The organism is Streptomyces sp. NPDC087440 (genome assembly GCF_044744005.1).
Taxonomy (GTDB): Bacteria; Actinomycetota; Actinomycetes; order Streptomycetales; family Streptomycetaceae; genus Streptomyces.
In genome coordinates, this window is record NZ_JBIUXN010000008.1 from 221,506 (window position 1) to 246,661 (window position 25,156).

A 25,156-nucleotide genomic window follows, 5' to 3' on the forward strand; every position below is an offset into this window, starting at 1 on the left:
CGCCCCCGCGAAGCTCCAGCGGTACTTGAGGACCGTCGGCCATCCTCGGGCTGAACATCACCGGCAAGCGGGGAGGAACCAGCGTGTACGGGAGAGATTCCGCCCGGATCTACGAGGTGCAGCACCGGCAGCGCGGCAAGGACTATCCCGGGGAGGCCAAGGACGTCGCCCAGGAGGTCCTGGCCCGATTCCCCGGGGCCCGCTCCGTCCTGGACGTGGCCTGCGGGACCGGCGGGCACCTGGTGCCCTTCCGGGACCTGTTTGCGGGGCCCGTGGAGGGCCTGGAGCTGTCGGAGCCGATGCTCGACCTGGCGCGCGCCGAACTGCCGGACGTCCCCCTGCACCAGGGCGACATGCGCGACTTCGACCTGGGCCGCACCTTCGACGTGGTGACCTGCCTGTTCGCCTCGATCGGCTACGTCACCTCCGAGGACGAGCTGCGCGCCACCGTGGCGCGCCTGGCCGCGCACGCCCGGCCCGGCGGGGTCGTCGCGGTCGAACCGTGGTGGTTCCCGGAGAAGTTCCTGGACCTGCACGTCTCCGGCTCACTCGTCGAGGCCGACGGCACCACCCTGGCCCGGGTCTCGCACACCGTCCTGGACGGCGACGCCTCCCGCATGGAGGTGCACTACCTGCTGGCCGATCCGGCCGGCGGAGTGCGGCACTTCACCGAGGTGCACCGCGCGATGCTCTTCACCCGCCCGCAGTACGAGGCGGCCTTCCGGGCCGCGGGCCTGAGCGTCGCGTACGTGCCCGGCATCCAGTGCGGTCGCGGCCTGTTCGTCGGTACGCGCACCGCCTGACGCGCACCGCCCGACGCGGGCCGCCGGGCGTCACGCCACGGCGTCCGCGACCCCGTTCACCGCATCCCCCTCCCGGAGGCGTCCCATGCCCGCCCTGCTGCACATCGACTCGTCCGCCACCCCCGGTTCCGTCTCCCGCCGTCTCGCGGGCGTCTACCGCGAGGTCTGGGCGCAGGAGGACCCGGCCGGCACCGTGGTCCACCGCGACCTGGTGCGCACCCCCGTGCCGCACCTGGACCCCGACGGCCTGCACACCCTGCTCGGCGCCCCCGGGAACGACGCACAGCGTGCCGCGGCCGCCCTCCACGACGAGCTCGTCGACGAACTCCTGGGCGCGGACGCCCTGTTGGTCAGCGCCCCCATGTACAACTGGTCACTCCCCTCGAACCTCAAGGCCTGGCTCGACCAGACGCTGATCATGGGCCGCACCCTGCCGTACGACCCGGCCGCCAACCCACTCGCCGGGCGCCCCGCGACCGTCGTGCTCGCCTACGGGGGCGGCTACGAGACCGGCACCGAGGAGGGGCTCATGAACCATCTGGAGCCCTACCTGCGGACGGTGTTCTCGACCGTGCTCGGCTACGACCTGACCGTGGTCTCCGCCCGGATGACCCTCTCCGACCCCGAGTACGGGGCCTCGCCCGAGGACGTACGGCGCCGTGACGACTCCCTGGCGCAGGCCCTCACGGCGGTGCGGGCGCGCGCCCGGGAGGCCGCGCGGCTGCTCTCCGCGCGCGTCTAGGCCCGCGCCCCCGTCCCACCCCCTCTCGTCCCCCCGACTTCCCACCCGCAGATTCCGCCCGCACCCGTGGGCGCAGCAACTGGAGGACAAGCATGGCGAACGCGATCGTCGCCGAAGGACTGACCAAACGGTACGGCGACGTGGCCGCTCTCGACGGACTGAGCATCAGCGTCGAGGAGGGCACCGTGCTGGGCCTGCTCGGGCCCAACGGCGCCGGGAAGACGACCACGGTGCGCGTGCTGTCGACCCTCCTGCGCCCCGACGAGGGCATGGCCACCGTCAACGGCCTGAACGTGGTCACCGACGCCCGGAAGCTGCGCAGCCAGATCGGCCTGTCCGGACAGTACGCGGCCGTGGACGAGGACCTCACCGCCCGCGAGAACCTGGAACTGATCTCCCGCCTCTACCGGCTCGGCCGCAAGCGCAGCAAGGAACGGGCCGCCGAGCTCGTCGAGCGCTTCGACCTGGTCAAGGCCGCGGACCGGCCGGTCGGCGGGTACTCCGGCGGCATGCGCCGCCGGGTCGACCTGGCCTGCGCGCTGGTCGCCCGGCCGAAGGTGCTCTTCCTCGACGAGCCGACCACGGGCCTGGACCCGCGCAGCCGGCTCTCCATGTGGGAGCTGATCTCCGAACTGGTCGCGCAGGGCTCCACCCTGCTGCTCACCACCCAGTACCTGGAGGAGGCCGACCAGCTCGCCGACCGGATCGCCGTCATCGACCAGGGCAGGCTCGTCGCGGACGGCACCCCCGACGAGCTGAAGAACCGGCTCGGCGGCGAACGCCTGGAGGTCACGGTCCGCGACAGCGCCGAACTCGACGGCGCCCGGCGGGTGCTGGAACCCCTGGCGAGCGGCGACATCACGGTGGACGAACAGGACCGCAGGCTGGTCGTCCCGGTCACCGACGGCGGCGAGGCCCTGCTGAGCGGCGTCCGCCTGATCGACGGCGCCGGCATCAAACCCGCGGGCATGCAGGTGCGCAGGCCCAGCCTCGACGAGGTGTTCCTCGCCCTCACCGGCCGGCAGGGCGCCGATTCCGCACAGGACGCACAGACCGCGAAGCCCGCGCCGGGCGAGCGCCGAGACGTGAAGGAGGGGGTCCGATGAGCGCGTTCACCCTCGCGCTGGGCGACGGCGTCGCCATGACCCGCCGCAACATCATCAAGAACTGCCGGAACCTGGACATCGTCGTCTTCACCACGGCGGCCCCGATCGGCTTCGCCCTGCTGTTCGCGTTCGTCTTCGGCAGCGCCATCGACATCCCCGGCACCAACTACCGCGAGTTCCTGATCGTCGGAATCCTCGCCCAGACGATGCTGTCGACGGCGACCAACACCGGCGTCGGCATCGCGGCCGACATGAAGCTGGGGCTGATCGACCGGTTCCGGTCCCTGCCGATGTCGCCGAGCGCCGTCCTGGTCGGCCGCACCACCAGCGACGTGGCGATGAACCTGCTGGTCATCGCCGTGATGTCGGTGACGGGGCTGCTCATCGGCTGGCGCATCCGCTCGTCCTTCCTGGAGGCGCTGGCCGGGTTCGGGCTGCTGCTGCTGTTCGCGTACGCCATCTCCTGGATCACCGCGGCCATCGGGCTCGGGGCGAAGTCCCCCGAGGCGCTGTCCAACTCCATGTTCATGTTCATGATGCCGATGACGTTCATCTCGAACGCCTTCGTGCCCACCGAGGGGCTGCCCACCGTGCTGCGCGTGATCGCCGAGTGGAGTCCCGTCTCCGCGCTGGTCGGCGGCTGCCGCGAACTCTTCGGGAACGTGCCGCCGGGCATGGCGCCGTCCGGGCCGTGGCCGGTCGAGAACCCGGTCGTGGCCTCGCTCGCCTGGATCGCGGTGATCCTGCTGATCTTCATCCCGCTCTCGGTGCGCCGCTACACCAAGACCGTCAACAAGTAGCCCCGACCGCCACCACGCACTACCGACAAGCGACTTGGAGAAGTCATCGTGCGCATTCTCTTCATCACGGGCGGTGGTTCGGCGACCGTCTTCGCCCTCGTCCCCCTCGTCCAGGCCGCCCGCCTCGCCGGACACGAGGTGGTCGTCGCCTCGCCCGAGGAGAGCGTGGAGATCTGCTCGCAGCTGGGCCTGCCCTCGGTCGGCGTCACCGACCTCGGCATCTACCGCTGCATGTTCTGGGACCGCGCCGGCAACAAGCTCCCGATGCCCCAGGGCGAGGACGAGGAGATGGACATGGCGGGCCGCGCCTTCGCCCGCCTCGCGGTCTCCAGCTACCCCGCGCTGGAGCGGCTCGCCGAGAGCTGGCGGCCCGACCTGGTGGTCGGCGGCTCGCACACCCACGCCGCCCCGCTGCTCGCCCACCAGTTCAAGATCCCCTTCGTCCGGCAGGCCTGGGACATCCACGAGCGGACCGAGGTCGACTGGCGGGCGGCCACCGACGAACTGCGCGAGGAACTGGCCGCACTCGGGCTCAGCGCCATCCCCGAGGGCGAGCTCTACATCGACACCACCCCGCCCAGCCTGCGCCCCGAGGACGCCGAGAGCGCCCAGATGATGCGCTGGACCCCGGGCAACCGGCAGGTCCCGCTGGAGCCCTGGACGTACGCCAAGGGAGACCGCCCCCGGGTGCTGCTCACCTCCGGGTCACGGTCCACGATGGTGCCCACCCTGGGCTCCGCGTTCTTCCGGCGCCTCATCGGCAACCCCGCGTTCGAGGGCGCCGAGATCGTCGTGGCCACCTCCGAGCAGGTCGGGGCCGAGATCCGGGCGGAGCATCCGGAGGTGCACGCCGGCTGGCTGCCGCTGGACGCGGTGCTGCCCACCTGCGACCTGCTCGTCCACCACGGCGGCGGCGTCACCACCATGAACGCCCTCAACGCGGGCGTCCCCCAGCTCGTCCTGCCCGTGATGGCCTCCTCCGCCATCCCGATCCGGCGCGTCGACGCCTACGGCGCCTCGATCACCCTGCCGAGCGCCGAGGAGTCCGCCGAGGACGTCGCCGCCGCGGCCAAGAAGCTGCTCACCGACCCCTCCTACCGGCAGCGCGCCCAGGAGCTGTCCCGGGAGATCGCGGCCCAGCCGCTGCCGCACGAGGTGATCCGCGTGCTGGAGAGGCTCACCGCCGCACACACCGCCTGATGCCCGCCCGGCCCGGCCGGCCGCTCGCGCCGGCCGGGCCGCTCCCTGCCCACCACCACAGAACGGGGAAAGTCCAGTGTCCTCCAGGTTGTCCCCACGGACGTCTGGCATATCCAGGAGGGCAGCGCTCGCCCTCCTGCCCGCTGCCCTCCTCGCCCTCCCCCTCACCGCGGCGCAGGCCCACGCCGCCCCCGCCCCGCAGGCACCCGCCGTCCGGGCGGTCAATCCGGTCGGCACCTGGAAGGGCGTCCTCGACCTGGAGACCGGACCCACCGAGGTCAAGGTCGCCTTCAACGCCCAGGGCCAGGTCTGGATACCCGACACCCCCGGCGTCGTCGGCGAAGGCACCTGGTGGGCCACCGGCGGCAACACCTTCCGCTACCGGGTCGTGGAGAAGTTCTACGAGCCGGACGGCACCTACACCGGCCGCATCGTCATCACCGCCCGCGCCGTCCAGCAGGGCTCCACCATCCAGGCCGACGGGCGCTCCCTGATGTACGACGCCAACGGCGTCCAGTACGCGGAGTCCACCGGCACCTTCACCCTGCACCGCACCGCCCCCACCTGCCCCTCGCACCCCGCCGGCCAGCCGGCCCGCCACGGAGGCCCCGCATGACCACGTACGTCTGGGACTACCTGCCTGAGTACGCGAGCGAACGCGACGACATCCTGGACGCCGTGAGCACCGTCTTCGCGTCCGGCAAGCTCGTCCTCGGCACGAGCGTCCTCGGTTTCGAGAAGGAGTTCGCCGCCTACCACGCGCTCGCCCACTGCACCGGCGTCGACAACGGCACCAACGCCCTCAAGCTCGCCCTCCAGGCGCTCGGCGTCGGCCCCGGCGACGAGGTGATCACCGTCTCCAACACGGCGGCGCCCACCGTCGTCGCCATCGAGGGGACCGGCGCCCGGACGGTGTTCACGGACGTCCGCGAGGACGACTTCCTGATGGACGTCTCCCAGGTCGAGGCCGCGATCACCCCCCGCACCAAGGCACTGCTGCCCGTGCACCTCTACGGGCAGGTCGCCGACATGGCGGCCCTCACCGAGATCGCCGACCGGCACGGGCTGAAGATCCTGGAGGACTGCGCCCAGGCCCACGGCGCCCGCCAGAACGGCCGCGTCGCGGGCACCTTCGGCCACGCGTCGGCCTTCTCCTTCTACCCGACCAAGGTCCTGGGCGCCTACGGCGACGGCGGCGCCGTGCTCACCGACGACGCCGACGTGGACGCGGCCCTGCGGCGACTGCGCTACTACGGGATGGAGAAGACGTACTACGTCGTCCAGACGCCCGGGCACAACAGCCGCCTCGACGAGGTCCAGGCGGAGATCCTGCGCCGCAAACTGACCCGGCTGGACGCGTACACGGCGGGCCGCCGCGAGGTGGCGCGCCGGTACGAGGAGGGGCTCGGCGACCTCACGGACCTCGTCCTGCCGCGCCCCAACCCCGGCAACACGCACGTCCACTACGTGTACGTGGTCCGCCACCCGCGCCGCGACGAGATCATCGAGCGGCTCAAGCCGTACGGCATCGAACTCAACATCAGCTACCCGTGGCCCGTGCACACCATGACCGGCTTCGCCCACCTCGGCGTCCCCGTGGGGGCGCTGCCGGTGACGGAGCGGCTCGCCGGGGAGATCTTCTCCCTGCCGATGTACCCCTCGCTCCCCGTGGAGACGCAGGACAAGGTCATCAGCGCACTGCGCGAGGTGCTGCGCGGACTGTGAGCCGCCGTCGGCCCACGGCAGGTCCCGCCGGATCCGGCCCCGTCGTCCGCAGGCCCTCCACCTCACGCGGAGCCTCGTTCGAGGGGCGCTGGAGCGGTCCTGCCTACCGTCGGCCGCATGGACAACTCCTGGCACGACCTCGCGCCCGCGCCCCCGGGGCCGCCCGGCGAACCGTCGTACGGAAGCCCGCTGCGCGGACTGCGGGTGCTGGAACTGGCCGCGATCGGCCCCGTCCCGTACGCCTGCATGCTGTTGGCGGACCTGGGGGCCGACGTGATCAGGGTGGACCGGCCGGGGGCGCCCCGCGCCTTCGGCGACTGGCACCTGGTGCTCGACCGGGGGCGCCGCAGCACCGCCCTCGACCTCAAGGACCCGGCGGGCGTGCGGACGCTGCTCGCCCTGGCCGACGACGCCGACGTCCTGATCGAGGGACACCGGCCGGGCGTCACCGAGCGGCTCGGCATCGGCCCCGACGTGTGCCTGGCCCGCAACCCGCGCCTGGTGTACGGGCGGATGACCGGCTGGGGGCAGGACGGGCCGCTCGCCCACACCCCCGGTCACGACATCAACTACATCGCCCTGAGCGGCGCGCTGGACGCCGTCGGCCGGTCCGGCGGGCCCCCGGTGCCGCCGCTCAACCTCCTCGGCGACTTCGCCGGCGGCGGACTGCCCCTGGTCCTCGGGGTCCTGGCGGCCCTGTACGAGCGGCGGGACACCGGGCGGGGCCAAGTCGTGGACGCCGCCATCACCGACGGCACCGGCTCGCTGCTCGCCATGCTGGGCGCGATGACCGGCACCGGCCACTGGCCGGGCGGACGGGGCGCCAACGTGCTGGACTCCGGGGCCCCGTACTACGACGTCTACCCGTGCGCCGACGGCCGCCACGTCGCGGTCGGCGCCCTGGAGGACCGCTTCTACCAGGCTCTGCTGGACGGTCTGGGGCTGGCCCGCGACGAGGTTCCCGACCGGGACGACCGCACCCGCTGGCCCGCCCTGCGGGCCGTGCTCGCGGCGCGCTTCAGGACCCGGGACCGGGACGAGTGGGCCGCCGCACTGGCGGACACCGAGGCGTGCGTGACCCCCGTGCTCACCCTCGCGGAGGCCGCCGACCACCCCCACCACCGGGCGCGCGGCACCTACCGGCGCACGGCAGGCGGGGCCGTGGTGGAGCCGGCGGCCGTGCCGCGGTTCCGCCCCGCGCCGCCGCCTGCGGCGCACGGCCGGTAGCGGCGCCGCAGCAGCCGGAGGCGTACCCTCCGCTTCCTCGTCCGCGGGGTTACTCTGCCGGGGTGTGCTCGAAGGGGGCTGGAGCCGGGTGCCCGGCACCCTCCGGCCGGGGAACGTCCGCCCGTCCGTACCGGCACCCTCCGGCAGGAGGACGTCCGCCTGCTGTACCGGCACCTGAGCGTCGCACGAGTTGCCGGATGCAGCTTGAGCCTTCCGTCCGGCCGGGCGCCGTGCCCGAGACAGGAGCCAGCCACATGAAAGCCCTGGTGCTCTGCGGGGGGTCGGGCACTCGCCTGCGTCCCCTGAGCCATTCCATGCCCAAGCAGCTCATTCCCGTCGCCAACCGGCCCGTCCTGATCCAGGTGGTGGAGAACCTCCGCGCACTGGGTGTGGAGGACATCGGGGTGATCGTCGGCGGCCACCGCGACGAGATCGAGGCCGTGCTCGGTGACGGTGGCGCACTCGGCGCACGGATCACCTACATCCCGCAGGAGGCCCCCCTGGGCCTCGCCCACTGCGTGCGCCTCGCCCGGGACTTCCTCGGCGACGACGACTTCGTCCTCTACCTCGGCGACACCGTGCTGATCGACGGCATCACCGCGCTCGCCGACGCGTTCCTCGCCCACCGCCCGGCCGCCCAGGTCGTCGTCCACAAGGTGGCGGACCCGCGGGCCTTCGGCGTCGTCGAGACCGACGGCGCGGGCCGTGCCGTGCGCCTCACCGAGAAGCCCGCCCAGCCGCGCAGCGACCTCGCCGTCGTCGGCGTCTACTTCTTCACCGCCGCGATCCACGAGGCCGTCGACGCCGTCACGCCCAGCGCCCGCGGCGAACTGGAGATCACCGACGCCGTGCAGTGGCTCGTCGACCACGGCCGCGAGGTCCGGGTGCACACGCACGCCGGGTTCTGGCGGGACACCGGCAAGGTCGAGGACGTACTCGAATGCAACCGGGAGCTGCTGGAGACGATGACCACCCGGATCTCCGGCGAGGTGGACGCGGCCAGCGAGCTGATCGGCCAGGTCGTCGTCGAGGAGGGGGCCCGCGTGGTGCGCTCCCGGATCGTAGGGCCCGCGATCATCGGCGCGGGCGCGCTCGTCCGGGACAGCCACGTCGGCCCGCACACCTCGGTCGGGGCGGGCTGCACGCTCGACGCCGCCGGAATCGCCGATTCCATCCTGCTCGCGGGCTCCAGCGTCCAGCAGGTCCTCGGCGTGCACGGCTCGGTCATCGGCCGGGACGCCGCCGTGGGCCGCGCACTGGGCGTCGACGCCGCGGTGCGACGGCACCGGCTCGTCGTCGGAGACCACACCCGAGTGGAGTTCGCAGCGTGAAGATCTTTGTGACCGGTGGCGCCGGATTCATCGGCTCGGCCTACGTCCGGATGCTCCTGGACGGCCGGCTGCCCGGCTACGAGGACGCCCGGGTGACCGTGCTCGACCTGCTCACCTACGCCGGGAACACCGACAACCTGCCGCTCGGCCACCCCCGGCTGGACTTCGTCCGCGGCGACGTGCGCGACCTGCCCCTCCTGACGGACCTGCTGCCGGGCCACGACGCGGTCGTGCACTTCGCCGCCGAGTCGCACGTGGACCGGTCCATCGAGGGCGCGGACGCCTTCGTCACCACCAACGTCGTCGGCACCCAGACCCTCCTGGAGGCCTGCCTGCGCACCGGGGTCTCCACCGTCGTCCACGTCTCCACCGACGAGGTGTACGGGTCCGTCGCGCACGGCGCCTGGACCGAGGACGCCCCGCTCGCCCCCAACTCGCCCTACGCCGCGTCCAAGGCGGGCGGCGACCTGCTGGCCCGCGCCTACTGGCGCACCCACGGGCTCGACGTCCGCGTCACCCGCTGCTCCAACAACTACGGCCCCCACCAGCACCCCGAGAAGCTGATCCCGCTCTTCACCACCCGGCTGCTGTCGGGGCGCGGCGTCCCCCTCTACGGCACCGGCGAGAACGTCCGCGAATGGCTGCACGTCGAGGACCACTGCCGGGCCGTGCACCTGGTCCTCACCAAGGGCACCGCGGGCTCCGTCTACCACGTGGGCGGCGGCGCCGAACTCACCAACACCCAACTCACGGATTTCCTCCTGGAGTTGACCGGCGCCCCGGCCTCCCTGGTGGAGCACGTCGCCGACCGCAAGGGCCACGACCTGCGCTACGCCCTCGACGACACCCGCATCCGCGAGGAACTCGGCTACACGCCCGCCGTGCCCTTCGCCGAAGGACTGGCCGCCACCGTGGCCTGGTACCGCGACAACCCCCAGTGGTGGAAGGGCGGCGAGGACACATGAGCAGCACCCTGGTCCTCGGCGGCACCGGCTTCGTCGGCCGCACGGTCTGCGCGACCCTCGCCGCCCACGGCCACGACGTCATACCGGTGTCCCGCACCCCCGCCCCCGGCCGCCACCTCGCCCTCGACCTGGCCACCGCCCAACCCGCCGTGCTGGCACACGAGTTGGACCGGCTGAACCCTCGTACGGTCGTCAACTGCGTGGGCAGCATCTGGGGCCGCACCGACGCCGACATGGTTCCCGGGATCGTCGCCCCCACCGAGCGGCTGCTCGCCGCCCTCGCCCTGCACGGCGGCCGCCCCCGCCTCGTCCACCTGGGGTCGGTCCTGGAGTACGGTCCGGTGGCCCCCGGCACCACCGCCACCGGGCCCGACCGCCCCGCCACCGGGTACGGCCGCGCCAAACTGGCCGCCACCTCGGCGGTGCTCGCCGCCGACCCCCGCGCCCTGGTGCTGCGCGTCGCCAACGTGGCGGGCCCCGGCGCCCCGGACATCAGCCTGCTGGGCCAGGTCGCCGGGCGGCTGGCCGCCTGGAACGGGGACCCGGCCGACCCGGTGCGCATCACCCTGAACCCGTTGCGTGCCCACCGCGACTACGTCGACGTCCGGGACGTCGCCGACGCCGTCCTGGCCGCCGCCGACCACCCCGCCGCGTCCGGCGTGCTCGCGGTCGGCCGGGGCGAGGCCGTCCCGGTGCGGGACCTGGTCGACCTGCTGGTCGAGGTCAGCGGCGTACCGGCGCTGATCGCCGAACGCCCCGCGACCGCCGACGCCCCCGACGACTGGATGCGGGTGGACCCGGCCCCGGCGCACACCGCACTCGGCTGGCGGGCCCGGCGCCCCCTCGCGGACTCCGTACGGGACTTCTGGGCGCAGCACGCCTCCCGGGCGGCTGCGGCATGACCACCACCGCGCCCGAGCCGCCCCCGCCCGCCCTGCCCCCGCCCGCCCTGCCCCCGCCCGTCCGCGCCTGGCTGGACGATGTCGGCGAACGGTTCGCCACCGACGTCGAGGAGGTCCCCCTGGACCGCCTGGAGGGCTGGCACATCGACCCCGCCACCGGCGGCCTGCGGCACCGCACCGGCCGCTTCTTCACCGTCGAGGGCCTCTCCGTCACCCTCTCCGAAGGGCCGGTACGCCACTGGCAGCAGCCGATACTCTCCCAGCCCGAGGTCGGCATCCTCGGCCTGCTGGTGCGCCGGGACCGCGAGGGGAACCTGCACTGCCTGATGCAGGCCAAGGCCGAACCGGGCAACGCCGGAGGCATCCAGCTCTCCCCCACCGTGCAGGCCACCCGCAGCAACTACACCCGGGTGCACGGCGGGAGACCCGTCCCCTACCTCGACCTGTTCCGCGACCAGGGGCCCGGTCTGCGCCGGCTGGCCGACGTCCGCCAGTCCGAACAGGGCACCTGGTTCGCCCGCAAACGCAACCGGAACATGATCGTCGAGACGGACCGCGAGATCCCCGCGCAGGACGGCTTCCGCTGGTTCCCGCTGACCGCACTGCGCGCCCTCCTCGCCGCCCGGGACCTGGTCAACATGGACGCCCGCAGCGTCCTGGCGTGCCTGCCGCCGCCGGGCCCCGACCCGGGCAGCCTGCACACCGACGACGCCCTGCTCGGCTGGACCACCGAGGTGCGCAGCCGGACCGAGGTGCACACCGCGCGCGTGCCGCTGGCCGCCCTCGACGGCTGGCGCAGCACCGGCGGCCGCCTGGTGCACGAGAGCGGCCGGTGGTTCGACGTCCGGGGACTGCGGGTGCGGGCCCGGGGGCGCGAGGTCGGCGGCTGGTCGCAGCCGGTGATCGCCCCGCACGGCACGGGGGTCGCCGCGTTCCTGCTGCGCCGCTTCGACGGGGTCCTGCACGTCGCCGTGCGGGCCCGGGTGGAACCGGGGTACGTGGACGTCGCCGAACTCGGGCCGACCGTCCAGTGCAACCCGGCGAACCTGCCCCCGGGGACGCCCCGGCCCGCCCATCTCGACGAGGTGCTCGACGCCCCGGCGCACCGCGTGCGGCACGACGCGGTGCTGTCCGAGGAGGGCGGCCGCTTCCACCACGCCCGCAACCGGTACCTCCTGGTGGAGACCGACGCCGGGCCCGCGCCCGACGACCCCGATTTCCGCTGGGTCACCGCCCACCAGCTGGGCCGCCTGCTGCGGCACAGCCACTACGTGAACGTGGAGGCACGCACCCTGCTCGCGTGCCTCCACGGCCTCGGCTGACGAGGCCGGTCGCCCCCGCCGACCAGGACGATCACCGCGCCGCGAGCACCTCCCGCAGCGCGGTGATCGTCCTGTCCTGCTCCTCGCGCGACAGCGACGGGTACATCGGCAGCGAGAAGATCTCCTTCGCCAGCCGCTCGGTGACCGGCAACGAGCCCTCCCCGTACCCGAGGTGGGCGAAGCCGGACATGGTGTGCACCGGCCACGGGTAGCTGATGTTCAGCCGGATGTCGTACGCCTCCAGCGCCGCCAGCACCTCGTCGCGGCGCGGGTGGCGCACCACGTACACGTAGTACGCGTGCTCGTTGCCCTCGGCGAGGGCGGGCAGCTCCAGCCCGGACACGTCGCCCAGCGCCTCGCGGTAGCGGTCGGCGACCGCGCGGCGGCCCGCGACATAGGAGTCCAGCCGGGTCAGCTTGCGGCGCAGGATCTCCGCCTGCACCTCGTCCAGCCGGCTGTTGTGGCCGGGCGTCTCGACGACGTAGTACTGCTCGGCCATGCCGTAGTACCGGATGCGGCGCAGCGTCGCGGCCACGGTCTCGTCGGCGGTGACGACCGCGCCCGCGTCCCCGTACGCCCCCAGGACCTTGGTGGGGTAGAAGGAGAACGCGGCGGCGTCCGACAGGGTGCCCGCCGGCCGGCCGTGGTGGCGGGCCCCGTGGGCCTGCGCGCAGTCCTCCAGGATCTTCAGCCCGTGCCGGTCGGCGATCTCCCGCAGCGGGGCCATGTCCACGCACTGCCCGTACAGGTGCACGGGCAGCAGGACCTTGGTGCGCTCGGTGACGGCGGCCTCCACGAGCGAGACGTCCATGAGGTGGTCCTCGGCGCGCACGTCCACGAAGACCGGGGTGGCGCCGAGGGCGTCGACGGCGATCACGGTGGGCGCCGCGGTGTTGGACACGGTGATCACCTCGTCCCCGGGGCCCACGCCCAGCGCCTGGAGGCCCAGCTTCACCGCGTTGGTGCCGTTGTCGACGCCCACGCAGTGCGCCAGACCGTGGTACGCCGCGAACTCCTCCTCGAAGCCGCGCACGCTCTTGCCGAGCACCAGCTGCCCCGAGCCGAACACCGTGTCGACGGCGTCCAGCAGGTCGGTGCGCTCGGCGGCGTACTCCGTCAGGTAGTCCCATACATGAGTGGTCATGGCCGCCACTGTCCAAGGGGGCCTTGGAACGCTGCTCGACGCCCGGTGGACCGCCGCGCCCCCGGCTACAGGTGCTTGCCCGCGGTGACCGCCCCGAAGGCCAGCGTCGGCGGCTTCGTCTGAAGCACCTCGCCGATCCGCTCCGCCCGGCGGGCCAGCTCCTCCCGGCCGCCCGGCGGGAGTTCGCCGAACGCCTCCACCGTGATGTCCAGGCGTTTGCCGGACCGCTTCTGGTGCCAGATCCCGGCGACCGTCCCGCCCGACACGAGCACCTGCACGGGCCCGGCCTGCCCGCGGGCCAGGGCGCGTTCGGCGGCCTCGGGACCGGGGAAGACCAGCGGCCTGGGGTGGCTGCCGATGACGTACGCGTCGAAGTACGGCAGCAGGTGCAGCCCCGGGGCCGCGGCGCCCTCCCCGGCGGCCGGGGCGCCCGCGAGCTCCCACAGCGTCTCGCCCGGGGCCGCCCCCTCGACCCGGACCTCCCGCAGCTCCGCCGCGAGCGAGGCGAAGAGGTCCGCCGCCCACTTCTTCGGTGCGCTCAGCCACTGTGCGAAGTGCTGCGGGGAAGCCGGACCGTACGCGCGCAGGTAGTGGCGTACGACCTCGGCGAGCGCGGCCCCGGGGGCGGCCGGGACGAAGCCGGGCACCCAGCGGCCGGGACCGGTGTAGGTGACCTTGCGGCCCCGCATCGGGCCGAAGCACAGCACGCCCCGGTGGGCGGCGGTGTGCACGGCCTGTCGCCAGCGCGGCCACAGGTCGGTGAACCCCGGCACCACCTTGTCGCCCGCCCAGTCGCCGCACGCCCCGATCACGGCCTCGCTCAGCTCGTCCACGGTCAGCTCCGCGTCCCGCAGCGCCTCGCCGACGGCCGCCACCACCGCCTCGGTCTGCTCCGGGTCCAGCCGGGCCGCCTGCGGCAGACCGCCGCCCGCCGCCGGGACGGCCCCCAACGCACCCGTCCACAGGGCGAGTTCGCCCACGGGGAAGAGGTGGACGGTTCCCCGGGGCCCGTACGTCTTGACCAGCGTCCGGTCCTCCCACAGCGCCCGGCGCACGTCCTCACGGGTGCCGGAGGCGGTGCGCACCCCCAGAGAGAGTTCGGCGGCGGACATCACCTGGGCGTGCACCCCGCACATCGCGCCCGCCACCTCGGCGAGCGCGTCGGGCCCGGCGGGAACGTCCAGCCGGTGCGCGGCCAGCCGCCGGTCGCACACCTGCCGCCAGGTGAGGGAGGGGGACGCCTGGGCGGGGGAACTGCCGGTCATCGGGGCTTCCTTCACGGTCGTACGCACACGGGCCGCCAGCGTTTCACGGTGCGGCCGAGCGCTCCTCGATCGGGGGTCGACCGCCCGCGCGCAGTCTCCGGATGCGGCAAGCGGCCGCCAGCGCAGGGCAGTTCGAGACTTCGAGGAGTCGGCATGGGCGACACGAGCGGCACGAAGGACACCACCGGGGCGGCCGGGGCCGGCGGCATGTACGGGGCCGACGCGGCCGAGATCTACGAGCAGACCCACCGGGCCCGCGGCAAGGACTTCGCCCAGGAGGCCACGGACGTGCTGCGCCTGGTCGGCGAGGACTGCGGCCGCCGTTCGCTCCTCGACGTGGCCTGCGGCACCGGCAACCACCTGGAGTTCTTCGCCGGGCACTTCGAGCAGGTGGCGGGCGTCGACCTGTCGGAGGCGATGCTCGCCACGGCACGCCGCAGGCTGCCCGACGGGGTGCCGCTCGGCGTCGCCGACATGCGCTCCTTCGAGCTGGACCGCACCTACCAGGTGATCACCTGCCTCTTCGCCTCCGTCGGCTACCTGGACACCACGGACGAACTGGCCGCCGCCCTCCGCTGCTTCGGGCGGCACCTGGCGCCCGGGGGAGTGGTGGCGGTGGAGCCGTGGTGGTTCCCCGCCACCTTCCTGCCCGGGCACGTGGCGGCGGACGTGGTGGAGTGGGACGGCCGCACCGTCTCCCGGGTCTCGCACACGGTGCGCGACGGCGACTTCTCCCGGATGGAGGTGCACTACCTGAGCGCCGAACCCGGCGCGGGAGTCCGCCACTTCACCGAGACGCACCGGGCCCGGCTGTTCACCCGCGAGGAGTACGAGGAGGCCTTCCGGGCGGCGGGATTCACCCCGCGCTACCACCCGGGCGTGCAGTCCGGCCGGGGCCTCTTCACGGCGACGGCGGCCTGACCCGGCCGCGCAGCCCCGGCCGGGCAGCCCCGCCCGCGAGCAGCCCCCTGACGCCAGGCGCGGGAGAGCCCCCCCGGACGCTAGGTACAAGAGAGCCCCTGACGCCGGGCACCAGGGAAGGGATGCCCCACGACAGGGGCATCCCTTCCCTCGCGTACGCCCGCAGATCAGGCCCGCACCGGCAGCCTCCCCAGCAGGGCGTCCGCCGCCCGCTCGGCCCCGCCCGCCGCGAGCACGTGCTCCCGCATCCGGGCGACCGCGTCGCGCAGCTCCCGGTCCGCGTCCACGGCGGCCACCGCCTCCCGCAGCGCGGGCACCGTGGCCTCCTCGCGGGAGAGCACCGCGCCCAGGTTCAACGCGCCGAGCTGGTGCGCCAGTTGGTCGGTCTCGCCGACCTGGGGGACCACCACCATCGGCGTCCCCGCGTACAGCGACTGCATCACCGTGCCCCAGCCGCCGTGGCAGACGAACACCCGGGTGTGCGCCAGCACCGACTGCAGCGGCAGCCACGCGTGCACCTCGACGTTGTCCGGCAGCGGGCCGAGCGACGCCGCGTCCACCCCCGGGCCGGTCACCAGCACCACGTGCCACCGCCCGCCGGAGGCGAGCGCCGCCACGCAGCGCCGGAAGAAGTCCGGCTGCGCGTTGAAGCTCGTACCCAGCGAGATGAGCACCACCGGCAGCCCGGAGGCGGGCGGCCGCCATCCGGCCGGGTCCACCGTCCGCTCGTGCTCCCGCAGGCACGGGCCGACGAAGACGAAGCCGTCCTCGTCGAACTCCTCGCCCCGGTACTGGAACTCCCGGGGCACCGAGACCACGTTCAGCGCCCGCGGGTCGTCGACGAGCAGGTCGAAGGAGACGTCGTGCACCCCGTGCGCGCCCGCGAAGGCGAGGAGTTCGGACTCGATCCGCTCGTACGCCGCCGCCCCGACAGCCTCCTTGGGCAGGGAGCGGTTGGTGGGCGAGACCGAGTAGAACTTCACCCCGGGCCGGTCCCACTTGCGGGTCAGTACACCCCCCCAGGAACTGCACGGAGATGTCGTACGCCAGCAGGTCCGGCAGCTCGCCCCGGGAGCGGAAGTACTCCTCGAAGACCGGCGCGGTCGCCGCCCCCTCCCGCACATTGCCCTCCAGCACCCGGGCCAGCCAGTCCTCCGCGCCCGCGGGCACGATCTTCTGCGGGTCGATGGAGGAGGTGTACGGCAGCACCGTCGCCCCGGTGGAGGCGATCAGGCCGGCGTACTCCTCGGTGGCCGCGTACGTCACCCGGTGCCCCCGGCGCACCAGTTCCTCCACCACGCCCAGGGTGGGGGTGAGGTGGCCGGTCGCCGGGATGTTGAAGAAGGCGATGTGACGGCTCTCCGGGGACACCGGGCCGCCCCGGGTGCTCTGCGGGCTCAAGAGAGCTTCACCACCACGTTGCCCCGGTACGTGCCCGCCAGCAGGTCGATCAGGGCCTGCGGGGCCGCGTCCACCCCGCCCTCCACCAGGGTGTGCGGCAGCACGAACTTCCCCTCGCCCAGCCACTGGGCGAAGTGGGTGTTCCACGCCGTGATCTGCTCCGGGGTGTGGTACGTCGCGAACGGCCGGATGACGATCTGCCGCACGATCGCGGTCATCACGTCGAGCCGCGGGAACGCCCCCTGCACATCGCCGACCTGCCCCGACAGCGCCCCGCACAGCGCGAATCTGGCGCCCTGCGCGGCGACCTGGACGGCCGCCTCGAACTGCTCGCCGCCGACGGTGTCGAAGAAGACGTCGATGCCGTCGGGGGCCAGCTCGCGCAGCCGGTCCAGGACCGGGCCGTCGTGGTAGTCGAACGCGGCGTCGTAACCGAGCTCGTTCACCAGGTAGTCCACCTTGGCCCTGCTGCCCGCCGCGCCGATCACCCGCTTCGCGCCGCGCGCCTTGGCGATCTGCCCGGCCAGCGAGCCGACGCCGCCCGCCGCCCCGGACACGAACACCGTGTCGCCCTCGCCGACCTCGGCGACGTCGACCATGCCGTGGTAGGCGGTGGGGCCCTGCGTCAGGTAGTGCACGGGGCTCGGGAAGACGTCCTTGTCCAGCTTGTGGAACTGGTCGGCGGGGGCCGTCGAGTACTCCCCGAAGCCGTCCATGCTCTCGACCAGGTCGCCGGGGGCCAGGTCGGGGCTCTTCGAGGCGACGACGGTGCCCACCGCACCGCCCCACAGCCGTGCGCCCACCTGGTAGGCGGGCATCGGCAGGTCGGGCTCCGGCTTCATCAGGTCCTGCATCACCGCGGTGATCTGCAGGTAGTCGTTGCGGACCAGCACCTCGCCGTCGGCGGGCGGGGTCACCTCGGTGGTGACCAGCTCGAAGTGGGCGGGCGTCAGCGGGCCGTCCGGGTGCGCGGCGATCCGCACCTCCCGGGACTTCGCGGGGGTCTCGCCGGTGCCGGCGGCGGTGCGGGCGCTCTCGGTGGTCATGGTGCGTGCCTCCCTCGGGGGAATCCTTGCCCCGGCAGCTTTCCGGGTGCCGCTCAATTCCCGCTCGACCGCGCGCGAGGCGGGGCCCGGTCCACCCCGGCCCGAGCCGTACTCAGGCGATGCGCCCGACTGTCGCCGTCCGTCACCACACACGGAACCCACACGGGGCAACAGGGAGGAGCGGGCGATGAGCGGACAGGGCGACTTCGAGCTCTACGACACGACCTTGCGCGACGGCGCCCAGCAGGAGGGGCTGGTGCTCACGGTCGAGGACAAGCTCGCCGTCGCCCGCCTGCTGGACGGCCTCGGTGTCGGCTACATCGAGGGCGGCTGGCCCGGCGCCGTCCCCAAGGACACCGAGTTCTTCCGCCGCGCCCGCAGCGAACTGATCCTCAAGAAGAGCGAGTTGGCGGCCTTCGGGGCGACCCGCAGGGCCGGGGTGCCGGTCTCCGTCGACCCCCAGGTGCGGGCCCTGCTCGCCGCCGAGACCCCGGTGGTGACCCTGGTGGCCAAGAGCCACCCCGCCCACGTCGACCGGGCCCTGCGCACCACCCTCGCCGAGAACCTCGCCATGATCGGCTCCACCGTCCGGCACCTGGTACGGGCCGGACGCACCGTCTTCCTGGACGCCGAGCACTACTTCGACGGCCACCACGCCAACCGTGAGTACGCGCTGGCCGTCGTCCGCACGGCCGCCGAGGCGGGCGCCGCCACCGTCGTCCTGTGCGACACCAACGGCGGCATGCTGCCCGACGAGGTCGGCGCCGTCGTCGCCGACACCCTCGCCCTGACCGGCGTACCGCTGGGCATCCACTGCCACAACGACTCCGGGTGCGCCGTCGCCAACACCATGGCCGCCGTCGACGCGGGCGCCGTCCACGCCCAGGGCACCGCCCACGGGTACGGCGAACGCTGCGGCAACGCCAACCTGTTCACCGTCATCGCCAACCTCGTCCTCAAGCGGGGCCGCGAGGTGATCCCCCTGGAACAGCTCCGCCACCTCACCGACACCGGCATCGCCCTCGGCGAGATCACCGGGGTGCCGGGCGTCCGCGCCGACCCGTACACCGGGGCCTCGGCCTTCACCCACAAGGCCGGACTGCACGCCTCCGCCCTGCGCGTGGACCCCGGCCTCTACCAGCACACCAACCCCGACCTCGTCGGCAACACGATGCGCACCCTGGTCTCCGACATGGGCGGCCGCTCCTCCGTCGAACTCAAGGCCAGGGAGCTGGGATACGACGTCGCGGCCGGTGACGACGCGGTGGCCAGGGCCGCCGCCCGGGTCAAGGAACTGGAGAGCCGCGGCTACAGCTTCGAGACCGCCGACGCCTCCTTCGAACTGCTGCTGCGCGACGAGATCGCGGGCGCCCGCACCACCCGGCCCTTCGAGGTCGAGGAGTGGAGCGTGGGCGTCGGCCGCGACCGGGGTGGTGCGTCCGGCACCGAGGCCAGGGTGCGGCTGCGGGTCGACGGGGTGCCGCTGAGCGCCACCGGCACCGGCAACGGCCCGCTCAACGCGCTCGACAACGCCCTGCACACGGCCCTCGACCCGTTCTTCCCGGCCCTGGCCCACCTCGTCCTCACCGACTACCAGGTGCGGCTGCTCAGCGGGCAGACCGGCACGGACGCCGCCGCCCGCGTGCTCATCTCCTACCGCGACGGCCGCGAACGCCCCTCGGGGAAGCCGGGCTGGTCGACCGTCGGCGTCGACACGAACACCGTGACGGCGGGCTGGCGGGCCCTCCTGGACGCCGTCCACTACGTCCTGCTGGACCAGGACCAGCCCGCCCCGGCCCCGACACCCTGACCCCGCCCCCCTCACCCCGGCCCCGGCACCCCGACCCGGCACCCACCCGCCTCGGCCCCCGCACCCTGACCCCCGGCCCGCCCCGGCCCCGTACCCCTCGACATCCGACTGGAGAGCCCACCGTGCGCGTGGCAGACACCTACCTCCGGGGAACCTCCGTCCGGCTCCCCTCCTCCCTCCTCGTCGCCGACGCCGTCGCGGACGGCTCCTGCCCGCCCGGCATCGCCCGGGCCACCGGCACCGTCTCCGTCGCGCACTCGCCGCACGAGTCGGCCGCCGAGATGGCCGCCGCCGCCGCGCGCACCGCCCTGGACCGGGCCGGTTCCGGGCCCGGCGACGTCGACCTGCTGCTGCACGCCGACACCTACCACCAGGGCCAGGACCTGTGGCCGGCCGCCTCGTACATCCAGCGCGAGGCGGTGGGCAACGGCTGCCCGGCGATCGAGATCCGGCAGATGTCCAACGGCGGGATCGCCGCCCTCGACCTCGCCACCGCCTACCTCGCCGCCGGGCACGGGCACGCGGACGCGCTGTTGACCTGCGCCGACCGCTTCTGCCCGCCGGGCATCGACCGCTGGCGCACCGACCCCGGCACCCCGTACGCGGACGGCGCGTCCGCCCTCGTACTGTCCCGGCGCGGCGGCTTCGCCCGCCTGCGCTCCGTCGCCGTCCTCGCCGACCCGGACCTCGAACCCCTGCACCGGGGCGACGAACCCTTCTCCCCGGCCCCCTTCACCCACCGCATGCCGGTGGACTTCGAGGAGGCGAAGAAGGCGTTCGTGTCCAGGGTCGGCATGTCGTACGCCATCACGCGCGCCCACCAGGGACAGCGGACCGTCGTCAAACAGGCCCTCGCCGACGCCGGGGCCGAACTGGACGACGCCCGCTGGGTGGTCCTCCCGCACTTCGGGCAGCGCCGCCTGACGTCCATCTACCACCAGCCGTTCGGCATCGACCCGGCCCGCACCACCTGGGACTGGAGCCGCACCGTCGGACACCTGGGGGCCGGCGACCAGTTCGCGTCGCTGGACCACCTGCTGACCTCCGGGAAGACCGCGCCCGGCGACCTGATCGTGCTGATCAGCGTCGGCGCCGGATACAGCTGGGGGTGCGCGGTGATCGAGATGCTGCGCACTCCCGCCTGGGCGCCCACCGGCTGACCCCGGGGGCCCACCGGTTGACCCCGGGAGCCCACCGGCTGACTCCCGGGGGCCCCACCGCCCCCCTTCCGGGGGTCCCGTTCCGCCCGAGCCTCCCTCCGGGAGGTCCAGTTCCGCTCAAGCGCGCGTCGAGCGCCGCTGTGTCAATCTGCCGTACAGGGCCGCCGCACGCGGCCGTACCGAAGGGAAGTCCCACCGTGGCGCCGACCGCTGCGCACTCCGCCCGCCCCGCCGCCCGCACCACCGTGCACACCGTGACGGTGGCCGCCGCACCCGACGCCGTGTACCGGCTGGTCGCCGACGTCTCGGGCTGGCCCCAGGTCTTCGGGCCCACCGTCCACGTCGACGTACTCGAGGAAGCTCCCGAGGAGGGCGGCGAGCAGCTCCTGCGCATCTGGGCCACCGCCAACGGGCAGGTGCGGAACTGGACCTCCCGCCGGGTGCTGGACCCCGCCGCCCGCACCGTCTCCTTCCGCCAGGTGGTGTCCTCGGCCCCCGTCGCCTCCATGGGCGGCGCGTGGCGGATCGTCCCCGAGGGCGACGGCAGCCGGGTGGAACTCCTGCACGACTACCGGGCGGTGGACGACGACCCGGCCGCCGAGGCCCTCATCGAGCAGGCCGTCGACCGCAACAGCACCGCCGAGCTGGACGCCCTGAAGAAGACCGCCGAACTCGGCGAGCACCGCGCCGAACTCCACTTCTCCTTCCACGACCGGGTCGGCGTGGACGGCGACCCGGCCGACGTCTTCGCCTTCCTCGACCGCGCCGACCTGTGGCCCGAGCGGCTCCCGCACGTCGCCCGCCTCGACCTCACCGAGGACGCCGTCGAGGGGCAGCCGGTCGTCCAGCACCTGGACATGGACACCCGCAGCCCCGACGGCTCCACCCACAACACCACCTCGATCCGGGTGTCCTTCCCCGACCGCCGCACCCTGGTCTACAAGCAGCTGCGGGTCCCCGCCGCGATGACCGGCCACACCGGCCGGTGGACCGTGGAGCCCGCAGCCGACGGCACCCTCACGGTCACCTCCTGGCACACCGTCACCCTCGACCCCGCGGGCGTACGCGCCCTGCTGGGACCGGACGCCACGCTCGCCGACGCCCGCGCCAAGGTCCGCCACGCGCTGGGCACCAACAGCTCCACCACGCTGCGCCACGCCAAGGAGTTCGCCGAGTCCAGGCGTGCCCCCGCCGCCCGCGCGGAGGGCGCCCGTGCCACGGCGTGACGCGGACCTGCCCCTCACCCTGGTCCACCGGTTCACGGTCCACGGGGACACACAGCGGTTCGAGGAGCGCTTCCGCGACCACTGCCAGTACCTGCGGGCACGGCCCGGATTCGCCTTCCTGGTGACGCTGCGCCTGCTGGAACGCGACCACGTCTACGTCCACCTGGCGCACTGGCGGACCCGCTCCGCCTTCCAGGACACGGTGCGCGACCCCGTCTTCCAGGAGCACGTACGCCGGCTGGAGCCGCTCGTGGAGACCGAGGCCGACCAGGCGTACAGCATGGACCGCACGCTGTACGCCGAGGCGGCCGCCGGGGCGAGCAACGTCGTCCTGGTACGGGCCGTCCTGCGCTCGCCGAAGGAACGCGGCTCCTTCGCCCGGAAGTTCGCGGCCCTCGGGGCGCACTGCGCGGACCTCGGCGGGTTCGGCGGCACCGACCTGCTGCGCTCCACGGTGGACCCCCTGCTCTGCACCGGCCTCCAGTGGTGGCACGAGGAGGAGGACTGCGAGCGGGCGCTCGGCGACGTCGGCTACCGCAACGGGCTGCGCTCCCTCTCCGAGCTCGCGGCCATCACCACGGAGCGCACCCGCCACCTGGCCTACGAGCACACCAGCGGCTGACCGCACCGCCGCCCCCCATCGCACTCCACCGCCGCAGGGGCCGAGGGCGCCGCGCCCTCGGCCCCTGCCCGTTCCGGCCGCGAGGTCCATGCGAGCGGGCGCGTCCATCCTGCGGTCATGACGGACCACACAGTGCGTACGAAGGCCACCGCGACCGGCATCACGGTGCTCCGGGGCCGCCCCGACGCCGCCGAACTGGCCGCCGTGACAGCGGTGTTGACCGCCCGACTGCGTCAGGCGGAGGCCGCCGGTGCACGAGCGGCGGCACCCGCCGCCCCCGCCCGCGCCGACTGGGCGGTCGAGAACCTCGGCCATCGGACCGAGGTGCCCTGGTCCACCACCTGAGAGGAACACGGCCACCGGGACGCGGCCCGGCCGCGACGGCGACGAGGAGGGGACGGGACGATGGGGGAGCAGATGACCGGGCGAGGGGACACGGCCGAAGGGGCGACCGGGCGGGAGCTCGCGGCCTCAGGGGCGGCCGGGTGCGGCACCGCGATCGAAGAGGCGGCCGAGCACCGGACCTTCACGGAGGTGTTCCGTGCGCGGGCGGCCGAGCGGCCCCACGGGGCGGCGCTGATCGTACTGACCGAGCCCGCCCGGACCGCGTCCGCCCCTGATGGCCTCCCCGCCCCCGAACTCCAGGAGGAGACCCTCCGCTACGACCGGCTCGACGCCCGGGCGCGGGAGCTGGCGCGGCGTCTGCGCCCCCACGCGGCACCCGGGGAGCGCGTCCTGCTCCTGCTCGCCTCGCGCCGGGACTTCGCCGTCGGGTTCCTGGCCTGCCTGTACGCCGGAGCGGTGGCCGTCCCCCTCGCCCCGACGGACGGCCGCGGCCACCACGACGAACGCCTGGCGGGCGTCGTCAAGGACGCCGCGGCGGTCTGCGCCCTCACCTCGGCGGCCGAGGCCCCCGGGCTCTCCCAGCTCCTCGCCCGCACGGGACACGGCACCGTCAGCTGCGTCCTGGTCGACCGCCCCGCACTCCAACAGGGTTCATCGGAAGGGGAGTTCGTCCCGGTGGCGGCCGCACCGGACACCGTGGCCTTCCTCCAGTACACCTCCGGCTCCACCCGCGAACCGCGCGGCGTCGTCGTCACCCACCGGGCGCTGCTCGCCAACCAGCGCGCCCTCCAGGCCGCGTTCGGCACCCGGCCCGGCGAACGGATCGGCGGCTGGCTGCCCTTCCACCACGACATGGGCCTCGTCGGCCAGCTCCTGCACGCCCTGTGGCTGGGCGGCACCGCCGTGCTGCTCTCCCCGGAGAGCTTCGTGCGCCGCCCGGCGCGCTGGCTGGAGGCGGTCTCCCGGTACGGGCTGACGGTCAGCGGTGCTCCCGACTTCGCGTACGAACTGTGCGTGCGCCGCGTCAACGACGCCCAGCTCGCCGGGCTCGACCTGTCCGGCTGGCGCACCGCCGTCAGCGGCGGCGAACCCGTACGGGAACAGACCCTGCGCGAGTTCGCCGACCGGTTCGCCCCCGCCGGGCTGCGCCCCGAGGCACTCGTCCCCGCCTACGGGCTCGCCGAGGCGACGCTCCTGGTGTCCGGGTCCGCCGCCCCCGCCCCCTGGTCCACGCACGCCCTCGGCGAGGACGGCCGCGCCCTGGTCACCGCGGGCCCGCCCGCCCCGGGAACCGAGATACGGATCGTGGACCCCGACACCCTGCGGGCCGTCCCCGACGGCGTCCCCGGCGAGATCTGGGTGCGCGGCGACAGCGTCGCGAAGGGCTACTGGGCCCGCCCGGCCGAGACCGCCGAGACCTTCCGCGCGAAGCTCACCGGCGGCGGCTCCGGCTTCCTGCGCACCGGCGACCTCGGGCTCCTGCACGACGGGCGGCTGTACGTCACCGGCCGCCGCAAGGACGTCATCGTGGTCGCGGGCCGCAACGTCCACCCGCAGGACCTGGAGCGCACCGTGCAGCGGGTGGACGCCCTGTTCGGCTCCGGCATCGCGTTCGGGGTGCCGGGGAGCCGCGAACAGGTCGTCCTCGTACAGGAACTGCGGGCCCGCAGCCGCTACGAGGTGGACCTCGCCGGGCTCGTGGACGCGGTGCGGGCCACGCTCGCCGAGGAGCACGAGATCCACGCGGCGGCCGTCCTGCTGGTACGGCCCGGCACGGTCCGCCGCACCACCAGCGGCAAGGTCGAGCGCGCGGCGATGCGCCGGCTGTTCCTGCGCGGCGAACTCACCGCGCTGCACCAGCACCTCGACCCGGAGGTCGCGGACCTGCTGCCCGCCCCTCCCGCCACCCGGAGCCGTACATGAGCACCCCACCACCGAGCCCCACCCGCCCCACCGGCGCCGCACAGGACCGGGTCGACGCCGCGCAGGCCCCCACGGGCGCCGCACAGGACCGGGTCGACGCCGCGCAGGCCCCCACGGGCGCCGCACAGGACCGGGTCGACGCCGCGCAGGCCCCCACGGGCGCCGCACAG

The 25,156-nt window shown here is 74.0% G+C and carries 24 protein-coding genes; 20 read left to right on the forward strand and 4 right to left on the reverse strand.

Annotated elements, in window-relative coordinates:
• Nucleotides 1–83: 83 nt before the first annotated feature.
• The 12 genes from ACIO3O_RS18740 to ACIO3O_RS18795 all read left to right on the forward strand — a co-directional run bounded on the left by ACIO3O_RS18740 (nt 84) and on the right by ACIO3O_RS18795 (nt 12,123).
• A complete protein-coding gene (locus tag ACIO3O_RS18740; protein ID WP_401746927.1) occupies nt 84–803 on the forward strand; it encodes a class I SAM-dependent methyltransferase in 720 nt (239 codons plus the stop codon).
• A gap of 85 nt (nt 804–888) precedes the next feature.
• On the forward strand, nt 889–1,545 hold the full coding sequence (locus ACIO3O_RS18745) for an FMN-dependent NADH-azoreductase (RefSeq protein WP_401746929.1): 657 nt from the start codon (nt 889–891) through the stop codon (nt 1,543–1,545).
• A 92-nt stretch (nt 1,546–1,637) separates the two neighbouring features.
• Complete coding sequence (locus tag ACIO3O_RS18750) at nt 1,638–2,651, forward strand: ATP-binding cassette domain-containing protein (RefSeq protein WP_401746931.1); 1,014 nt, start codon at nt 1,638–1,640, stop codon at nt 2,649–2,651.
• Nucleotides 2,648–3,451, forward strand: a complete 804-nt coding sequence (locus tag ACIO3O_RS18755) for an ABC transporter permease (protein ID WP_401746933.1) — start codon at nt 2,648–2,650, stop codon at nt 3,449–3,451. The genes ACIO3O_RS18750 and ACIO3O_RS18755 overlap by 4 nt, the downstream gene beginning before the upstream one ends.
• A gap of 48 nt (nt 3,452–3,499) precedes the next feature.
• Nucleotides 3,500–4,651: a nucleotide disphospho-sugar-binding domain-containing protein gene (locus ACIO3O_RS18760; RefSeq protein WP_401746936.1), complete on the forward strand. Its 1,152-nt coding sequence runs from the start codon at nt 3,500–3,502 to the stop codon at nt 4,649–4,651.
• 76 nt (nt 4,652–4,727) lie between these two features.
• On the forward strand, nt 4,728–5,267 hold the full coding sequence (locus tag ACIO3O_RS18765) for a hypothetical protein (RefSeq protein WP_401746938.1): 540 nt from the start codon (nt 4,728–4,730) through the stop codon (nt 5,265–5,267).
• Complete coding sequence (locus ACIO3O_RS18770) at nt 5,264–6,376, forward strand: DegT/DnrJ/EryC1/StrS family aminotransferase (RefSeq protein ID WP_401746939.1); 1,113 nt, start codon at nt 5,264–5,266, stop codon at nt 6,374–6,376. The genes ACIO3O_RS18765 and ACIO3O_RS18770 overlap by 4 nt, the downstream gene beginning before the upstream one ends.
• 117 nt (nt 6,377–6,493) lie before the next feature.
• Nucleotides 6,494–7,603 (forward strand): CaiB/BaiF CoA transferase family protein, encoded by a 1,110-nt coding sequence (locus ACIO3O_RS18775; protein ID WP_401746942.1) that lies wholly within the window; start codon nt 6,494–6,496, stop codon nt 7,601–7,603.
• Between the two features lie 254 nt (nt 7,604–7,857).
• Entirely contained in the window at nt 7,858–8,934 is a 1,077-nt protein-coding gene (locus ACIO3O_RS18780; protein ID WP_401746945.1) for a glucose-1-phosphate thymidylyltransferase, read from the forward strand.
• Nucleotides 8,931–9,899 carry a dTDP-glucose 4,6-dehydratase gene (gene rfbB, locus ACIO3O_RS18785; RefSeq protein WP_401746947.1) on the forward strand — a complete coding sequence of 323 codons (969 nt, stop codon included), beginning with the start codon at nt 8,931–8,933 and terminating at the stop codon, nt 9,897–9,899. The genes ACIO3O_RS18780 and rfbB overlap by 4 nt, the downstream gene beginning before the upstream one ends.
• Nucleotides 9,896–10,801 carry an NAD-dependent epimerase/dehydratase family protein gene (locus ACIO3O_RS18790; protein ID WP_401746949.1) on the forward strand — a complete coding sequence of 302 codons (906 nt, stop codon included), beginning with the start codon at nt 9,896–9,898 and terminating at the stop codon, nt 10,799–10,801. Before rfbB ends, ACIO3O_RS18790 begins: the two co-directional genes overlap by 4 nt.
• Nucleotides 10,798–12,123, forward strand: coding sequence for an NDP-hexose 2,3-dehydratase family protein (locus ACIO3O_RS18795; protein WP_401746951.1), 1,326 nt, complete (start codon nt 10,798–10,800; stop codon nt 12,121–12,123). The genes ACIO3O_RS18790 and ACIO3O_RS18795 overlap by 4 nt, the downstream gene beginning before the upstream one ends.
• Before the next feature lie 31 nt (nt 12,124–12,154).
• On the opposite strand, the gene ACIO3O_RS18800 is transcribed toward ACIO3O_RS18795, so the two are convergent.
• The gene (locus tag ACIO3O_RS18800) at nt 12,155–13,267 is read right to left on the reverse strand and encodes a DegT/DnrJ/EryC1/StrS family aminotransferase (RefSeq protein ID WP_401746953.1); all 1,113 of its coding nucleotides are present in this window, start codon (nt 13,265–13,267) and stop codon (nt 12,155–12,157) included.
• 65 nt (nt 13,268–13,332) lie between these two features.
• Complete coding sequence (locus ACIO3O_RS18805; protein ID WP_401746955.1) at nt 13,333–14,532, reverse strand: winged helix DNA-binding domain-containing protein; 1,200 nt, start codon at nt 14,530–14,532, stop codon at nt 13,333–13,335.
• Nucleotides 14,533–14,685: 153 nt separating this feature from the next.
• Between ACIO3O_RS18805 and ACIO3O_RS18810 the strand changes: the two genes are divergently transcribed.
• Nucleotides 14,686–15,453: a class I SAM-dependent methyltransferase gene (locus ACIO3O_RS18810; RefSeq protein ID WP_401746957.1), complete on the forward strand. Its 768-nt coding sequence runs from the start codon at nt 14,686–14,688 to the stop codon at nt 15,451–15,453.
• Between the two features lie 167 nt (nt 15,454–15,620).
• On the opposite strand, the gene ACIO3O_RS18815 is transcribed toward ACIO3O_RS18810, so the two are convergent.
• Nucleotides 15,621–16,436, reverse strand: a complete 816-nt coding sequence (locus tag ACIO3O_RS18815; protein WP_401746959.1) for a nucleotide disphospho-sugar-binding domain-containing protein — start codon at nt 16,434–16,436, stop codon at nt 15,621–15,623.
• 53 nt (nt 16,437–16,489) lie between these two features.
• Between ACIO3O_RS18815 and ACIO3O_RS18820 the strand changes: the two genes are divergently transcribed.
• On the forward strand, nt 16,490–16,807 hold the full coding sequence (locus ACIO3O_RS18820) for a hypothetical protein (RefSeq protein WP_401746962.1): 318 nt from the start codon (nt 16,490–16,492) through the stop codon (nt 16,805–16,807).
• Between the two features lie 43 nt (nt 16,808–16,850).
• Here the strand turns inward: ACIO3O_RS18820 and ACIO3O_RS18825 are convergent, their stop codons facing one another.
• Complete coding sequence (locus ACIO3O_RS18825) at nt 16,851–17,900, reverse strand: zinc-binding dehydrogenase (RefSeq protein WP_401746964.1); 1,050 nt, start codon at nt 17,898–17,900, stop codon at nt 16,851–16,853.
• A 187-nt stretch (nt 17,901–18,087) separates the two neighbouring features.
• On the opposite strand from ACIO3O_RS18825, the gene cimA reads away from it, so the two are divergent.
• The 6 genes from cimA to ACIO3O_RS18855 all read left to right on the forward strand — a co-directional run bounded on the left by cimA (nt 18,088) and on the right by ACIO3O_RS18855 (nt 24,986).
• A complete protein-coding gene (gene cimA, locus ACIO3O_RS18830; RefSeq protein WP_401746967.1) occupies nt 18,088–19,710 on the forward strand; it encodes a citramalate synthase in 1,623 nt (540 codons plus the stop codon).
• 128 nt (nt 19,711–19,838) lie between these two features.
• Nucleotides 19,839–20,870, forward strand: coding sequence for a ketoacyl-ACP synthase III family protein (locus tag ACIO3O_RS18835; RefSeq protein WP_401746969.1), 1,032 nt, complete (start codon nt 19,839–19,841; stop codon nt 20,868–20,870).
• A 197-nt stretch (nt 20,871–21,067) separates the two neighbouring features.
• Nucleotides 21,068–22,096, forward strand: a complete 1,029-nt coding sequence (locus tag ACIO3O_RS18840) for an aromatase/cyclase (protein ID WP_401746971.1) — start codon at nt 21,068–21,070, stop codon at nt 22,094–22,096.
• Entirely contained in the window at nt 22,083–22,718 is a 636-nt protein-coding gene (locus tag ACIO3O_RS18845; RefSeq protein ID WP_401746974.1) for an antibiotic biosynthesis monooxygenase family protein, read from the forward strand. The genes ACIO3O_RS18840 and ACIO3O_RS18845 overlap by 14 nt, the downstream gene beginning before the upstream one ends.
• A 117-nt stretch (nt 22,719–22,835) precedes the next feature.
• Nucleotides 22,836–23,063: an acyl-CoA carboxylase subunit epsilon gene (locus ACIO3O_RS18850; RefSeq protein WP_401746975.1), complete on the forward strand. Its 228-nt coding sequence runs from the start codon at nt 22,836–22,838 to the stop codon at nt 23,061–23,063.
• Nucleotides 23,064–23,123: 60 nt separating this feature from the next.
• A complete protein-coding gene (locus tag ACIO3O_RS18855; RefSeq protein ID WP_401746978.1) occupies nt 23,124–24,986 on the forward strand; it encodes a fatty acyl-AMP ligase in 1,863 nt (620 codons plus the stop codon).
• Nucleotides 24,987–25,156: the final 170 nt, after the last annotated feature.